The sequence below is a fragment of the Colwellia sp. MB02u-9 genome, from assembly GCF_014077085.1.
Classification (GTDB): domain Bacteria; phylum Pseudomonadota; class Gammaproteobacteria; order Enterobacterales; family Alteromonadaceae; genus Cognaticolwellia.
Genome location: NZ_JACGVF010000100.1, coordinates 79781 through 96351, shown reverse-complemented (window position 1 = coordinate 96351; position 16571 = coordinate 79781). Strand labels below are relative to the sequence as shown.

Annotated in this window: 13 protein-coding genes; all 13 read left to right on the top strand. The window is 42.7% G+C overall.

The genetic code is table 11. From position 1 onward, the window contains the following. The first annotated feature begins 6 nt into the window (after positions 1-6). Entirely contained in the window at positions 7-1770 is a 1764-nt protein-coding gene (locus H4J65_RS16565; RefSeq protein WP_182198859.1) for a penicillin-binding transpeptidase domain-containing protein, read from the top strand. Next, complete coding sequence (locus tag H4J65_RS16560; RefSeq protein WP_182198858.1) at positions 1763-3361, top strand: UDP-N-acetylmuramoyl-L-alanyl-D-glutamate--2,6-diaminopimelate ligase; 1599 nt, start codon at positions 1763-1765, stop codon at positions 3359-3361. The genes H4J65_RS16565 and H4J65_RS16560 overlap by 8 nt, the downstream gene beginning before the upstream one ends. Further along, complete coding sequence (gene murF, locus H4J65_RS16555) at positions 3358-4758, top strand: UDP-N-acetylmuramoyl-tripeptide--D-alanyl-D-alanine ligase (protein ID WP_182198857.1); 1401 nt, start codon at positions 3358-3360, stop codon at positions 4756-4758. The genes H4J65_RS16560 and murF overlap by 4 nt, the downstream gene beginning before the upstream one ends. Then, positions 4758-5840 carry a phospho-N-acetylmuramoyl-pentapeptide-transferase gene (gene mraY / locus H4J65_RS16550; protein ID WP_182136598.1) on the top strand — a complete coding sequence of 361 codons (1083 nt, stop codon included), beginning with the start codon at positions 4758-4760 and terminating at the stop codon, positions 5838-5840. Before murF ends, mraY begins: the two co-directional genes overlap by 1 nt. 10 nt (positions 5841-5850) lie before the next feature. After that, positions 5851-7245, top strand: coding sequence for a UDP-N-acetylmuramoyl-L-alanine--D-glutamate ligase (gene murD, locus H4J65_RS16545; protein ID WP_310649949.1), 1395 nt, complete (start codon positions 5851-5853; stop codon positions 7243-7245). Next, a complete protein-coding gene (ftsW, locus tag H4J65_RS16540) occupies positions 7245-8507 on the top strand; it encodes a cell division protein FtsW (protein WP_182198856.1) in 1263 nt (420 codons plus the stop codon). The genes murD and ftsW overlap by 1 nt, the downstream gene beginning before the upstream one ends. Then, positions 8500-9606, top strand: coding sequence for an undecaprenyldiphospho-muramoylpentapeptide beta-N-acetylglucosaminyltransferase (gene murG / locus H4J65_RS16535; protein ID WP_182136596.1), 1107 nt, complete (start codon positions 8500-8502; stop codon positions 9604-9606). The genes ftsW and murG overlap by 8 nt, the downstream gene beginning before the upstream one ends. A 74-nt stretch (positions 9607-9680) precedes the next feature. Next, positions 9681-11087 (top strand): UDP-N-acetylmuramate--L-alanine ligase, encoded by a 1407-nt coding sequence (murC, locus tag H4J65_RS16530; RefSeq protein ID WP_220465187.1) that lies wholly within the window; start codon positions 9681-9683, stop codon positions 11085-11087. After that, complete coding sequence (locus H4J65_RS16525; protein ID WP_259364548.1) at positions 11087-12022, top strand: D-alanine--D-alanine ligase; 936 nt, start codon at positions 11087-11089, stop codon at positions 12020-12022. Before murC ends, H4J65_RS16525 begins: the two co-directional genes overlap by 1 nt. A 3-nt stretch (positions 12023-12025) precedes the next feature. After that, complete coding sequence (locus H4J65_RS16520; protein WP_182198855.1) at positions 12026-12805, top strand: cell division protein FtsQ/DivIB; 780 nt, start codon at positions 12026-12028, stop codon at positions 12803-12805. Between the two features lie 5 nt (positions 12806-12810). Beyond that, on the top strand, positions 12811-14046 hold the full coding sequence (gene ftsA, locus H4J65_RS16515) for a cell division protein FtsA (RefSeq protein ID WP_182136593.1): 1236 nt from the start codon (positions 12811-12813) through the stop codon (positions 14044-14046). A gap of 112 nt (positions 14047-14158) precedes the next feature. Beyond that, the gene (gene ftsZ / locus H4J65_RS16510; protein WP_182136713.1) at positions 14159-15322 is read left to right on the top strand and encodes a cell division protein FtsZ; all 1164 of its coding nucleotides are present in this window, start codon (positions 14159-14161) and stop codon (positions 15320-15322) included. A gap of 136 nt (positions 15323-15458) precedes the next feature. Beyond that, on the top strand, positions 15459-16376 hold the full coding sequence (lpxC, locus tag H4J65_RS16505) for a UDP-3-O-acyl-N-acetylglucosamine deacetylase (protein ID WP_182136592.1): 918 nt from the start codon (positions 15459-15461) through the stop codon (positions 16374-16376). Positions 16377-16571: the final 195 nt, after the last annotated feature.

The following is a 16571-nucleotide window of genomic DNA, read 5'->3' as shown; positions in this document are numbered from 1 at the left end:
ACGGGTATGGCAATGAAAAAACCAGCACAACATAATCCAAACACGGTAGCATGGCGTTTTTACGTTGTGCTAGCTGCTGTTGTGCTTATTTATGCTGGCTTGATGACCCGTACCGCCTACATTCAAGTGTTTGAACCCGACATGTTGAAAAAACAGGGCGACAATCGCTCGTTGCGTACCAATACTAAAACGGTGCAACGAGGCTCGATTGTTGACCGTAATGGTCATGAGTTAGCCATTAGTGTGCCAGTAGAAACCGTTTGGGCTGATCCTAAAATTATTTTTGATACTAATGCCTTGTCTATGACAAAACATTGGCAGGCTTTGGCTGATGTCTTGGGCCAAGAGGTTAGTGAATTAAAAGCAAGGGTAACTGAAAACGCAAGTAAACGTTTTGTTTATATTGAACGTAAAGTTGCCCCCGCTATGGCGGTTTACATTCAAGAATTGAAAATTCCTGGCATTCATTTGCGCAAAGAATCTAAACGCTTTTATCCGGCGGGTGAAATAAGTGCTCATCTCGTTGGCTTCACCAATGTTGATGATAAAGGCATTGAAGGAGTTGAGCGCGTTTATGATCAACTGCTGACGGGCGAAAATGGCGAGAAACAATATCGTAAAGACGCCAAAGGTCGAAAAATAGAAATATTGTCGGTCAAAGCGGCTACGCCACCAGAAAAAATCACCTTGAGTATAGATCAACGTATTCAAGCACTCGCTTATCGTGAATTAAAGGGCGCAGTGAAGGCGTTTAAAGCTACATCAGGTTCGGCAGTGGTCACCAATGTCAATACCGGTGAAGTTTTAGCGCTAGTAAACAGCCCGTCATATAACCCAAATAATCGCTCTGGTGTTGCCATTCATCGTTTTCGTAACCGCGCTATTACCGATATTTATGAGCCGGGTTCAACCATGAAGCCACTAACGGTATTAACCGCCTTGGAATTTGGCAGTATAAAAAAAGATAGCATTATTGACACTTATCCCGGTTGGATGCGCTTAGGTGGCAGTCGTGTCTCTGATCCACGTTACCTTGGCAAAATTACCCTATCAGAATTATTAGTACATTCTTCTAATATGGGCACCACTAAGTTGGCGTTATCTGTACCAAAAAATTACCTTATCGATAAATTTTTTGACGCGGGCTTTTCTGAAGACACAGGTACTGGCCTGGTCGGTGAAAGTTCGGGCATGATGCACGATAGGCCGCGTTGGTCAAAATTTGAGTTAGCTACTTTGTCTTGGGGCCACGGCGTAGCCATTACCCCTATTCAGTTGGCGCGTTTTTACACCACATTAGCCAATGGCGGTATTAAAATGCCCTTAACGATTTTAAAGCAAGATGCAGCATCGCTAGCGAAGCAAAAACATGAACGTATTTTCTCAGCTGAAAATAGTCAAAATGTTGTCGAGTTGCTGGAAAATGTGGTTAATCAACACTATACCGTTGCAAAAGTTGATGGTTATCGCGTGGGCGGTAAAAGTGGTACTGCGATTAAAGCCTTTGCCGGTGGTTATGGTGATGATTATGTTGGCCTGTTTGCCGGTATAGCACCGATCTCAGATCCCGAAATTGCCGTGGTAGTGGTGATTAATGATCCAGGCGGTGATTTATATCATGGCGGTGAAGTGGCTGCGCCAGTTTTTTCACGAATTATGAAGGGCACACTACGACTACTTAATGTGCCGCCTGATGACAACACGCGAGTATCTTCGGTGCAAGCAGAGCAAAAAGCGAAAAGTTCAACTAAGGAGCATGATCATGTCTGATCACGCTTTAACGGTTTCAAATCAAGCCATAAACTTTGCTGCTATCGAGGCAGTATTAAGTTTGGGTGAAATATCGCTAACAGCAAATGATTTGACTCAACTTAAAGCGACTTTTAATCAGCAAGCTAGTGTTACTAAGGCTAATTTAGTCAACGATACACGAGCACTTATTGCCGGTGATGTATTCTGTGCGGTTATTGGCAGCTTACGCGATGGCCGCGAATATATTGTTCAGGCGCTGGCCACAAATTGTGCGATGATATTGCAAGAAACTACCGAGTCATCAGAGCATGGTCAACTCACTTGGTGTCAACAGGCATCAGGTAATGCGATACCCCTGTTAAGTTACTTTCAACTTAACCATGAGTTATTCGAGCTAGCAAAAGCGTTTTATAACGCGCCCCAGCAATATTTAAATATCATTGGTATTACCGGCACTAATGGCAAAACCAGTACCAGCCAAATTATTGCCAACTTATTAGATGCTTGTCAGAAAAATTGTGCGGTTATCGGCACTAATGGTGCTGGCAAGCTTGCGCACTTAACAAGCATTGAAAACACGACGCCGAGTGCGACAGAGCTGCATCAACTACTGGCGTTATTTGCGGAAGAAAAAATTACCGATGTAGCAATGGAAGTATCATCACACGCCCTAGCGCAAAAACGCGTCAGTGCAAGCCTATTTAACACCGCCGTTTTCACTAATTTAAGCCGTGATCATTTAGATTATCATCAAACCATGACCGAATATGCGGCGGCTAAGCGAGCAATATTTAGCTGTGATGGTAAGCAAGTTGCCGTTATTAATGGTGATGACCCCCAAGCGCAAAGTTGGTTAGCCCATTGGCCAAAATTACAGCCTGTTGTGGTTTATGGTCGAGGTGAAAATATCGCTAACTTTCCGCGCTTTGCCCAAGCATTTAATGTTGAGCATCACACTAAGGGTGTTAGTTTCACGCTCAACACTGAGCAAGGCCAAGCTGAAGTTCGTAGTCAGTTGTTAGGTGATTTTAATGTTGAAAATCTTTTAGCGGCGATTGCCGTATTGATGGTCGAAAATATAGCACTAACCACTATTGTTAGCGCGATTAGCCAACTAGTGCCAATTATGGGCCGTATGGAAGCCTTTTCGTCTGCGGGTAAAGCGACCACTGTGGTCGATTATGCTCATACCCCCGACGCATTATCTAGTGCGTTAGACGCCTGTCGTTTGCACTGTCATGGCAAGTTATGGCTAGTGTTTGGCTGTGGTGGTGACCGTGATGTGGGTAAGCGGGCATTGATGGCGAAGGTGGCAGAAAGTAAAGCCGATCACATCATCATTACCAACGACAATCCACGCAGCGAAAACCCTGAGGCTATTGCCGCCGATATTATTGCTGGCTTAGGAAAAACAACTCGCTTTGAAAAAATATTAGACAGAAAAACCGCGGTATTAATGGCATTAAAACAAGCAGATGCTGATGATGTCATTCTTTGTGCTGGTAAAGGCCATGAAGACTACATCATTTTTGGCAATGAAAAACGTCATTATGATGAACGCGCCATTGTAAAAGCATTCTACTCACTAGAAAAAGAGCTAACGTTATGATCTCGTTATCCTTAACTGAGTTATCGCAAGCTGTTAACGGCCAATTGATCGGTGAAAATCTTACCATTAATGCCATTAGTACCGACAGTCGAGCATTAAAGGCCGGTGATGTTTTTTTAGCCTTGCACGGACCAAATTTTGATGGTCACAAATTTTTAACTCAAGCCAGCGAACTTGGCTGTAGCGCTGTTATTGTTCAGCAAGCTCAAGCCAAGCTTAATATTGCGCAAATAGTGGTGAAAGACACCCATCAAGCATTAGGCGACATTGCGGCTTATGTTAAAGCAAAAGTGGCGCCAAAAACCGTGGCAATCACCGGCAGTAGCGGTAAAACCACGGTAAAAGAAATGGTGGCGGCGATTTTAAATCGTTTAGGCAATGTGTTAGCCACAAAAGGAAATTTTAATAACGATATCGGTGTGCCGTTGACCTTATTACGACTAGAGCAAAAACATGACTTTGCGGTGGTCGAATTAGGCGCTAATCATATTGGCGAAATTGCTTATACTGCTGCGCTGGTCAAGCCAGATGTTGCCATGATTAATAATATCGCCGCGGCCCATTTAGAGGGCTTTGGCGATTTATGTGGAGTCGCCCGAGCGAAAGGTGAAATTTTTTCTGGCTTAACCGCCGGTGGTGTGGCGATTTATAACCAAGACACCCCGTGGGCGGATAAGTGGCAATGGCGTTTAACTGACAAACAAGTACGGCGTTTTTCCTGTCAAGGTAGTGCAGATTGTTATAGTCATCAAGAAGTTTTAGATGATAACGGCTGTGCGAGTTTTCAGTTAATAACGCCAATCGGTAATACTTATATTGAACTCACTGTGCCAGGCCACCATAACGTCTGCAATGCGGTTGCGGCTGCAACGATAGCGTTAGAGTTTGGTGCCAGTTTAGATGATATTCGCTTAGGTTTAGCTGCTATGGCTGCGGTGAAAGGGCGTTTGAATCTACATCAACTGAGTAGCAAAATTAAGCTAATCGACGATAGCTATAACGCCAATGTTGAATCAATAAATGCCGCGTCAGATTTATTGGCGAGCTACCCAGGGCGCAGGATACTTATTCTCGGTGATATGGGGGAATTAGGTGGTGAAGCACGTCGTTACCATCAAGAAGTGGGTGAACATGCAAAAAGTAAAGAGATTGATGATTTGTTAACCTTAGGCGTATTAAGTCAAAATGCCTCTGACGCTTTTTATCGAGGGCGCAATACACAGGCACAACATTTTAGTAGCAAAGAAAAACTCATGTCACGTTTACAACAGTTACTTCAAGATGAAGAACAGCAAGTGACATTATTAGTTAAAGGTTCGCGCAGTGCTCATATGGAATACGTAGTGGCTGATATTATTAAATGGCATAACAGTCAGACTATGCAGGAGCAGGCATAATGTTACTTTGGTTAGGTGAGTATCTCACCCCGTATTATTCATTCTTTAATGTTTTTTCTTATTTAACCTTTAGAGCGATCATATCAACGCTTACCGCCTTGATTATCTCGTTATATTTTGGTCCTAAATTGATCCGCGCTCTGCAAAATATGCAGATTGGCCAAACGATTCGTGACGATGGTCCAGAAAGTCATTTAGTAAAATCGGGTACGCCAACCATGGGCGGGCTGCTAATCTTAGCGTCAATTGTGGTCAGCGTTTTATTGTGGGCTGACTTAACCAATACCTATGTTTGGGTGGTGTTGTTTGTGTTGGTCAGCTTTGGCTTGATTGGTTTTGTTGATGATTACCGTAAAGTTATTCGCAAAGACTCCAATGGGTTAATTGCCCGTTGGAAGTATTTTTGGCAAACCGTAGTCGGCTTAGCAACCGCTATATTTTTATACCAGTTTGCTCAAGGCCCTGAAGAAACCACGTTATTAATTCCCTTCGTTAAAGATGTGTTGCCCCAGTTAGGTTTGCTTTATATCGGCTTAGTCTATTTCGTGATTGTTGGCACCAGTAATGCTGTTAACTTAACAGACGGTCTTGATGGTTTAGCGATTGTGCCAACTATTATGGTGGCAGGTGCGTTTGCGATATTTGCTTATATGACAGGTAATGCCAATTTTTCTGAGTATTTACATATTCCACACATTGCTTTAGCGAGTGAACTTGTGGTGGTTTGTACCGCTATTGTTGGTGCAGGTTTAGGTTTTTTATGGTTTAACACTTACCCTGCGCAAGTTTTTATGGGTGATGTTGGCTCGCTTGCTTTAGGCGCTGCGCTAGGCGTTATTGCTGTCTTAGTTAGGCAAGAGTTAGTGCTATTTATTATGGGCGGCGTTTTTGTAATAGAAACGCTCTCGGTTATTTTGCAGGTAGGCTCATACAAGTTGCGCGGGCAACGAATTTTTCGTATGGCGCCCATTCATCATCATTATGAGTTAAAAGGTTGGCCCGAGCCAAGAGTGATTGTGCGCTTTTGGATAATTTCTTTAGTCTTAGTCTTGGTTGGATTAGCAACCTTGAAATTAAGGTAAAAATAGACGCGTGAATAAACAATTGCACCAGTCGGTAACGACGCAATTAGCCAATAAGCGAATCGTGATCTTAGGTATTGGGATCACGGGCTTGTCGTGCGCGCGCTTTTTACATCGCCATCAAATTTTTTTTGCTGTAAACGACAGCCGAGCAATGCCTATTTCTCCCGGTGATTTTAAACAGCAATTTGCTGATAATACCTTAGTGCTTGGCCATTGGGAGCAAGCATTAATAGCCCAAGCCGATATTTTGATTGTTAGCCCTGGCATTAATATGGCTGAGCCGGCTATTCGTAACGCCATGGCTGAAAATTGTGATGTTATTGGTGATATTGAATTGTTTTGCCGATTAAGTGATACGCCGATCTTAGCGGTGACTGGCTCCAATGGTAAATCTACCGTTGTTTCCATGTTAAATTATGTTGGTAATGCCTTAGGTTACCGCGTGCAGTTAGGTGGCAATATTGGTTTGCCAGTCCTGGATCAAATAGATCAAGACGTTGCCGATTTTATTGTGTTAGAGCTATCAAGTTTTCAGCTTGAAACCGTAAAAAGTATGAAGGCATTGGCCGCCACTGTATTGAACTTAAGTGATGATCATTTAGATCGTCACAAAACCCTTGAAAATTATGGCGCAATCAAACAAAGCATTTATCAACACTGTAGCTATGCGCTTTATAACCGTGATGACAAGGCTACTCTGCCTAAAGCCTGCTATGGCGATAGTCAGCGGTTAAGTTTTGGTAGCGACCCCGCACAAAATGGCGATTTTGGTCTTGCAGAGTATCAGGGTATCAGCCACTTAATGTTAGGTGAGCAGGCATTATGTTCTTTAGCTGAATTGCCATTACAAGGTCTTCATAATGCGTTAAATTATTTAGCCGTATTGGCGTTAGGAAAATGTGCCGGTTGGGATTTAAAAGCTATGTTGGCCAGTTTAATGACCTTTAAAGGCTTAGCACATCGTTGTGAAGTGATTGAAACAAACGATGGTATTCGTTGGATTAATGACTCAAAAGCCACCAATGTTGGCGCAACACTGGCCGCCATTGAAGGATTAGCGCCCACCTTATCCGCGAATAAACTGATTTTAATTGCCGGCGGTGATGGTAAAGGTGCTGATTTTTCTCCATTATCTCAAGCCTTAACTCAACACGTAGATTACTTGATCACGCTCGGCAAAGACGGACCTGCCATTGCCGCATTACGCTTACCAAGCCAAGCCGATAAAACCTCGCACGTTGATTCGCTAGCCGCAGCAGTAACACTGGCCAGAACACAGGCAAAGGCCGGCGATATGGTTTTACTCTCCCCCGCCTGTGCCAGTTTAGATATGTTTGCTAACTACGTTGAACGGGGCGTGGTATTTATCACCTCAGTATTAACGCATCAGGAGCAAAGGTAATGTCGCTATCCTTTGCTAATTTATCACAATGGGCCTTACCGCCATGGTTGCAAACCGATGAAAGAAGGGTAGAGACCTTTGACCGTAGCTACATAATACTTGCATTTAGTATGTATATCATAGGGTTAATTATGGTAGCAAGTTCATCAATGCCGATTGCTGAACGTTTATTTGACAACCCGTTTCATTTTATTGTCCGTCATATGATTTATATCATACTCAGTCTGGGTGTTGCCGCCTTTACCTTGCAAATACCTATGCATCGTTGGCATGAATACAGCAGTAAGTTGCTGCTAATCGCTGTTATTTTACTTGTGGTTGTTTTAGTTGTTGGCCGAAATGTGAATGGTGCTACCCGTTGGATTAGCGTCGGACCGATAACGGTACAAGCTGCAGAGCCGGCTAAACTTTTTTTCTTTTGTTATTTGTCTGCTTACTTAGTTAGGCGCCGTAATGAGGTAATGGAAAATATTAAAGGCTTTGCCAAGCCTTTAATGGTTTTTGGTCTATTAAGTGCCTTGTTATTAATGCAGCCTGATTTAGGCACCATTATTGTGATGTTTGTTACCACGTTTGGTTTGTTGTTTTTAGCCGGTGCAAAATTATGGCAGTTTATTGCTATTTCAGGTGTAGGTATCACTTTATTGACCATGTTAGCGTATTTCTCGCCTTATCGTTGGGCACGGGTAACCGGCTTTCTCGACCCATGGAAAGACCCTTTTGGTAGTGGTTATCAGTTAACTCAATCACTGATGGCTTATGGTCGCGGTGAAACATTTGGTCAAGGCTTAGGTAATAGCGTACAAAAATTAGAGTATTTGCCTGAGGCACATACGGATTTTGTTATGGCTGTATTGGCAGAAGAGTTTGGTTTTATCGGTATTAGTGTTATTTTAATGTTAAGTATGACCTTGGTTTTTAAAGCTTTACTGCTAGGTCGAAAAGCGGTTAATCAAGAAAAGTATTTTGAAGGTTTTTTTGCCTATGCCATTGGTATCTGGTTTTGCTTTCAAGCAGCGGTTAATATCGGCGCGAGTGCAGGCGTAGTACCAACCAAAGGCTTAACAATGCCGCTGATTAGTTATGGTGGTAGTTCAATGATTATTATGACCCTTGCTGTAGTGATTTTGATTCGCATTGACCACGAAATTCGCTTGCAAAGTATTCAAGCCACTAGTCGCACGACTGGTGATCATAAAGACAGCAATAAGAAACCCAGAAAAGTGCATCAAACAAAAATTATTGAGAGCGAAAATGACTGAACAGACAAGTCATGAAGTAAAGCGCCCAACCCTGCTAGTGATGGCAGGTGGAACCGGTGGTCATATATTTCCAGGTATTGCGGTTGCACAAGCCCTAGTAAAACAAGGCTGGAACATCCATTGGCTTGGTACCGCTGAGCGTATGGAAGCGGAATTGGTACCAAAAAATGGTTTTCCCATTTCATTTATCAATATGTCTGGCGTACGTAATAAAAACTGGCAAACGTGGTTGAAAACACCGTTTAAAATTTTGCAATCTGTACTGCAGTCAATTCAAATACTGCGCAAGGTTAAGCCTGATGCGGTGCTTGGGATGGGCGGCTATGCCAGTGCACCGGGTGGTGTGGCAGCATGGCTATTAGGTATTCCCTTGGTATTACATGAACAAAATGCCGTTGCGGGCATGAGTAATCGCTTTCTGTCGTATCTAGCCACCAGAACGTTAAGTGCGTTTCCGGGCGCATTTAGCAATCGAGTCACCTCAAAGGTGGTTGGCAACCCATTGCGTAGCGAGATTATCGCTATTGAAACCGTGATGCCTGAAAAACCGGCCACCAGCAAAAAAGTATTAGTTGTGGGTGGCAGTTTAGGCGCGAAAATACTCAATGATGTTGTGCCACAAGCGATGAAGCAAATTAAAGTACAAAGTATTGATGTGTGGCATCAAACCGGTGGCGGCAATGAACAGTCAGTGTTAAAAAGTTATCAAGATTACGGTTTACCAGAAGAGAAGGTTAAGGTAACAGAGTTTATTGATGATATGGCAGCAGCCTATAAATGGGCTGACGTAGTGATTTGCCGAGCGGGCGCACTCACTGTGTCTGAATTAGCGATGGCAGCAAAGCCCGCTATATTCGTACCTTTGCCGCATGCGGTTGATGATCATCAAACCAAGAACGCTATGTATTTGGTTAACTGTGGCGCGGCAAAGTTAATTGTCCAAAAAGAATTTAACGGCACCACACTAGGGCAAATGCTTAATAGTTTGTTTATATCCGACAAAGTGCTGCAGCAGATGTCTAAAGCTGCACACAACGCTGCCCATGCTGATGCCACTAACCTGGTAGCAACAGCTTGTATTGAGGTGGCAAAAACATGAGTAAAGCAATGACAACAGCAAGTAACAGCGATGCAAGATTACACAATACAACATCAAATAATGCCAGTAACAGGATGCCGGAAATGCGTCGGGTTAAAACCATCCACTTTGTTGGTATTGGTGGTGCGGGTATGGGTGGTATCGCTGAAGTTTTGCTAAATGAAGGTTATCAAATTACCGGATCTGACATTGGTGAAAACCAAGTCGTTAAGCGCTTAACATCCTTGGGTGCAAAAATCACCTTAGGTCACCATCAAGATAACGTAAACGATGCGAGCGTTATTGTGGTGTCAACAGCGATTAATGCTGAAAATCCAGAGCTACTTGCTGCACATCAACAACGTATTCCTGTAGTGCGTCGCGCTGAAATGTTGGCAGAGCTGATGCGTTTTCGCCACGGTATTGCCATTGCGGGCACCCATGGTAAAACCACCACTACAAGTTTAATTGCCAGTATTTTTGCTCAGGCAAATTTAGACCCCACTTTTGTGATTGGGGGCTTACTTAATAGCGCGGGCACCAATGCGCGTTTAGGCAGTAGCCGTTATTTGATCGCAGAAGCGGATGAAAGCGATGCGTCTTTCTTACATCTACAACCTATGGTTTCTGTGATCACCAATATCGACGAAGACCATATGGAGACTTATCAAGGTGATTTTGAGAAACTTAAAGACACCTATATTGAGTTTCTCCACAACTTACCTTTTTATGGTTTAGCCGTGGTGTGTTTAGATAATCCAGCGGTGCGAGAAATATTACCACGTATTAGTCGTCAGGTTATTACCTATGGTTTTTGTCAAGATGCTGATGTAAGAGCCACGCAATATCAACAATCAGCCGGCGTTAGTTCATTTGTTGTTGAGCGCAAAGACTACGCACCCTTAGCCATTAGCGTTAATTTGCCAGGTGAGCACAATGTGTTAAACGCCTTAGCAGGTGTGGCCGTTGCTATTGATGAAGGTGTTGCCGATAACGCTATTCAGCAAGCTTTACAAAACTTTGCTGGTATTGGTCGACGCTTTGAACAATTAGCAACTTTACGCACTGAGCAAGGCGAAATGATGTTCATAGATGATTATGGTCATCACCCAACAGAAGTTAAAGCCACTATAGCGGCCATGCGAAATGGCTGGCCTGAAAAACGCCTGGTGATGGTATTTCAACCCCATCGCTATTCGCGTACTCGTGATCTTTATGAAGACTTTGTCGAAGTGTTATCTGAAGTAGATTGCTTATTTTTACTTGATGTTTATGGTGCGGGTGAAACGCCGATTGCCAATGCCGACAGTAAAAGTTTAGCGCGCAGTATTCGTCAACGCGGCCAAATTGAACCGATTTATGTCAGCGACAGTGACAAGTTAGCTGAATTATTGGCAGCGCAGTTACGTGACAACGACATGGTTATTACGCAAGGTGCTGGAAATATCGGTACTATTGCCAGTAATTTAGCGACAGATAAAAAATTAACGGTGGCACTATGATGAAGCCTTTAATCGAGCAAAAATTAGCCGTCTTATATGGTGGTACATCAGCAGAAAGAGCGATATCGCTAAATTCTGGTAAAGCGGTTGCAAAAGGCTTAACCGAAGCCGGTTTTAATGTGCAATTAATTGATACCCAAAATTATTGCTTAAGTGATTTAGCAACACTGGATATTGACCGTGTTTTTATTGCCTTACATGGTCGTGGTGGCGAAGACGGTTGTGTGCAAGGTGCGCTGCAATATATGAATATACCTTACACCGGCTCTGATGTGCTTGGCTCTGCACTATCAATGGACAAAATTCGTAGTAAGCAAGTATTTCAAGCGATGAACTTACCTACGCCTGCCTTTGCCATTGTCAGTAAAACTGACTATCAAATGGGTGACGCGGCAAAAATTTCACAGCAGTTAGGCGCTGTTGTTATGGTTAAACCGGCCAATGAAGGCTCAAGTATTGGCATGTCAAAGGCAAATAATAGCGAAGAATTGCATCAAGCACTTATGGCCGCGTTTAACTACGACCAACAAGTATTAGTAGAAGCTTGGGTGCAAGGCCCTGAGTATACTGTCGCCATTCTGGGCCAAACACCTTTGCCAGTGATTCATATGGAAACGCCGCACGATTTTTATGACTACGATGCGAAATATAAATCAACTAGTACGCAATATCATTGTCCGTGTTCATTATCAGCAGATGATGAGGCAGAGGTACAAAATATCGCCTTGCGAGCTTTTAATGCCACCGGAGCAAAAGGTTGGGGCCGGGTAGATATTATGCGCAATGGCCAAAATCAATGGCAGATATTGGAAGTTAACACCGTACCTGGTATGACAGAAACGTCATTAGTACCCAAAGCCGCTAAAGTTCACGGCTTAAGCTTTAGTGAATTAGTGACAGAAATTGTCGCTATAAGCGCACAAGGGGCTTTGTAAAATATGGTTGCGGCAATAGACAAACAACTGCCTTTAAAGGAAGAAGTAGCAAACTTACACTGGTCATTTTGGCTAGGTGTTGCGTTTTTCGTTGCTGTTATTGTCGCTATATTATCCTTCGGTATTTTTCTGAACAAAAATTTAAGTTCAGAAGAGTCAGCGCCGGTTACCTCAATTGCGATTGCCGGTGAAATGCCATATACCACGCGTTTAGATATTGAACGTGCGATAGAACAAGTTAATTTAGGCAATTTTTTCAACTTAGATGTTAATGATGTTCAGCAAAAAGTGGCTAAGTTGCCATGGGTTTATTCCGTTTCAGTACGGAAAAAATGGCCGGATGAATTGAAGATTTATGTTGTTGACCAAAAACCTATTGCCCACTGGAATGGTGATTTTCTACTTAACGCTAATGGCAAAGCGTTTCAGGCTGATGTGCAGCGTCTGGTGAAACAGTTACCGGCATTTTTTGGTCCAGAAGGCAGTGAACAAATAGCCTTAGAGAACTTTATAAACTTGAACAAGCTATTAGATTTTAGCCAATTAGCCATTGATGAATTAGTACTAACTGAGCGTTTTGCTTGGCAGTTAATCTTAAATGATGGTGTCACCATTAATTTAGGACGTGATAATCGTGTAGAACGCATACAGCGTTTTATGGATATTTATCCGGAAATAAAATTGAATAAAAAGCAGGATCAACAAGTCGATTATGTTGATCTGAGATACGATACTGGTCTAGCCGTTGGTTGGAAAGCCGCGAATAATAAAGAAAGAGTTTAGCCTTAATGCCAAAAATAACTGAAAGAAATTTAGTGGTTGGATTAGATATTGGAACGTCAAAAATTTCAGTAGCCGTTGGTGAAATCACGCTTGACAACCAGCTGAGTATTGTTGGTGTTGGTAATCAACCGGCACGTGGTATGGATAAAGGTGGCGTTAATGATTTAAACCTAGTTATTCAGTCAATTCAACGGGCTATCAATGAAGCAGAATTGATGGCTGACTGCCATATTACCTCGGTATATTTGGGTATTTCTGGTAAGCATATTAGTTGTCAAAATGAGAACGGTATGGTGCCTATTAACGACAAAGAAGTTATGCAAGATGACGTTGATAACGTTATTCATACCGCCCGTTCAGTACCTATTTCTGCAGAACGTCGCATGCTACATGTTTTGCCACAAGAATATAGCATTGACTGTCAAGACGGCATTAAAAGCCCGATTGGTATGTCAGGCGTACGAATGGAAGCGAAAGTTCATATCGTGACTTGTGCCAATGACATGGCAAAAAATATTGTTAAATGTGTTGAACGTTGCGATTTAAAAGCGGATCAACTGATTTTTTCGGCGCTAGCTTCTAGTTATGCAATATTAACAGATGATGAAAAAGAGCTGGGTATTTGTATTGTTGACATGGGCGCCGGCACCATGGATATCGCGGTTTTTACCGGCGGAGCTTTACGCCATACCGCGGTAATTCCCGTAGCGGGCAACCAAGTGACTAGCGACATTGCAAAAATTTTCCGCACGCCATTAAGCCACGCGGAAGACATTAAAGTTCAGTATGCTTGCGCATTACGCCAAATGGTGAGTATGGAAGAAAACATTGAAGTCCCTAGTGTCGGTGGACGTCCTGCGCGGTCTATGTCACGTCATACATTAGCAGAAGTTGTTGAGCCTAGGTATCAGGAATTATTTGAACTGATCCAAGAGGAATTACGTGAATCTGGTTTAGAAGATCAAATTGCTGCAGGTTACGTGTTAACCGGCGGTACAGCCAAAATGGAAGGTGTGGTTGAATTTGCAGAAGAAGTGTTTCAAATGCCAGCACGCGTTGCCAAGCCTTTTGATGTTTGTGGATTGAAAGAGTATGTCAACGACCCCACATATTCAACGGTAGTTGGCTTGCTGCATTATGGTATGCAGGCGCATCAGCAAAAAAATAAAGAGCAAAAGAAAAGTGAATCAGTCAGGAGCATCGGCTCTAAAGTACTCGCTTGGTTTAAAGGTGAATTTTAATTAGCTGCTTTGGCGGCTAGTTAGACCCATGCCAATCATTTAATGGCCTAGGTCTTAGAAAGTAAAAAGAGTTTTGGTGGAACAAAACGTAACAAAAATTGGAGATAATAAAATGTTTGAATTAATGGAAGATCATAACGAAGAAGCAATCATCAAAGTCATCGGTGTTGGTGGTGGTGGTGGCAATGCGGTAGAACATATGGTGTTACAAACCATAGAAGGTGTTGAATTTATCACCGCAAATACCGATTCACAAGCACTACGCAATTCGGGCGCTGATGTGACTTTGCAACTAGGCCATAATGTTACCAAAGGTCTAGGCGCTGGCGCTAACCCTGAAATTGGTCGTCTTAGTGCAGAAGAAGACAGAGAAACCATCAAAGAAGCACTTAAAGGTGCAGATATGGTGTTTATCGCCGCAGGTATGGGCGGAGGTACAGGCACAGGCGCCGCGCCTGTGGTTGCTGAAATAGCGAAAGAAATGGGTATTTTGACCGTTGCGGTAGTGACTAAGCCATTTCCATTTGAAGGCAAAAAACGGATGAATTATGCCGATCAAGGCATTGAGTTTTTATCAAAAAGTGTTGATTCACTGATCACTATTCCTAATGAGAAACTATTAAAAGTATTAGGGCCTGGAACCAGCTTGTTAGATGCTTTTAAAGCAGCCAATGATGTTTTATTAGGCGCAGTTCAAGGTATTGCTGAACTTATTACTCGTCCGGGACTCATAAACGTTGATTTTGCCGATGTTAGAACCGTGATGTCTGAAATGGGCACAGCGATGATGGGCTCAGGTACAGCATCAGGTCCGGATCGTGCAGAAGAGGCAGCAGAAGCTGCAATTTCAAGTCCATTACTTGAAGACGTTGATTTGGCAGGAGCTCGTGGCATATTGGTTAATATTACAGCCGGTATGGATATTAGTATTGATGAGTTTGAAACTGTTGGTAATGCCGTTAAAGCCTTTTCTTCTGAAAACGCCACAGTTGTTGTTGGTGCAGTTATTGACCCAGAAATGACAGATGAACTACGAGTCACGGTTGTTGCCACGGGTATTGGTGCGGATCGCAAGCCTGATATTACGCTAGTTAACCCAACACCGATAGCAGAGCCACAAGTGGTTGGTGGTGATTATACACCAAGCGCGCAGCCAGAGTTATCGTCAAACCCGGTCACTATGCCAGAAGCAAATGCTCAAGCGCAAAGAGTAACAGCAACAGAGCTTGATGATTATTTAGATATTCCAGCATTTTTACGCAAACAAGCAGATTAATACGTGTTAGTGAAGCTAATTGAATACTGCTAAAAATTTGGAATTTTGATTTTGTTAGGCTTTTTTGATATATTACGTCTCCGCATATTCAGTGGCGGCTAATTGATACAAAAATATAGGCTTAAGAAGGCTATTTATGATTAAACAACGTACGTTAAAAGAAAGTGTCTCTGCTATTGGTGTAGGGCTACATAAAGGTGAAAAGGTGCAGATTACTCTCCGTCCTGCACCCGCTAACACCGGTATTATTTTTCGCCGAGTTGATTTAGATCCCGTTGTCGATATCCCCGCGACACCGGAAGCTGTGGGCGAAACTACCTTATGTACGTGTTTAGTGAATGAGCAAGGTGTTCAGATTTCCACCGTCGAACACTTGCTTTCTGCTGTTGCAGGCTTAGGTATTGACAACCTTATTGTTGAGGTTGACTCATCTGAAATTCCAATTATGGATGGCAGTGCTTTACCCTTTGTTTACTTAATTCAGTCGGTTGGCATTGAAACGTTAAATGTTGCTAAACGTTTTTTACGTATTACAAAAGCAATACGTGTTGAAGAAGGCGATAAATGGGCCGAACTAAAGCCTTATGAAGGCTTTCGAGTCAATTTTGCAATTGAATTTGAACACCCTGTGATTGTTAATACTTGTCAATCGATGAGTATGGACCTTTCAAGCTGTTCATTTATCAAAGAAATTAGTCGTGCGCGTACTTTTGGCTTTATGAAAGACATTGAGTTTTTACGCTCTCATAATTTAGCCTTGGGTGGCAGCTTAGAAAATGCCATCGTGCTAGACGAATACCGTATGCTTAATAAAGATGACCTGCGCTATGACGACGAATTTGTAAAACATAAAATTCTTGATGCCATTGGCGACTTGTATATGGGTGGTGTGAGTATTTTAGGTGAACTTAATGCCTTTAAATCTGGCCATGCTCTCAATAACATGTTGTTACGCGAAGTATTTAAACAAGTTGATTGTTTTGAATGGGTTACGTACGAAGATACGATTGAATCACCTATTGAATTTCAAGAGATTAATGCGGCTGCTTTTTAATACTGCCGTTTAATCGCAAAGTCCCATAAATTAAACCAGTCAATGTACTGGTTTTTTTATGTTCAGATGTTCATAGCCATCTCGGTAATTACTTCTGCATCACTCTACTGACTTACATCCGTGTAAGAACCTAGCTCCACAGCGTTAGTGCAGCCATCCAGGTCGATGAAGGGTATGTTTATGTTGCGTTGACAT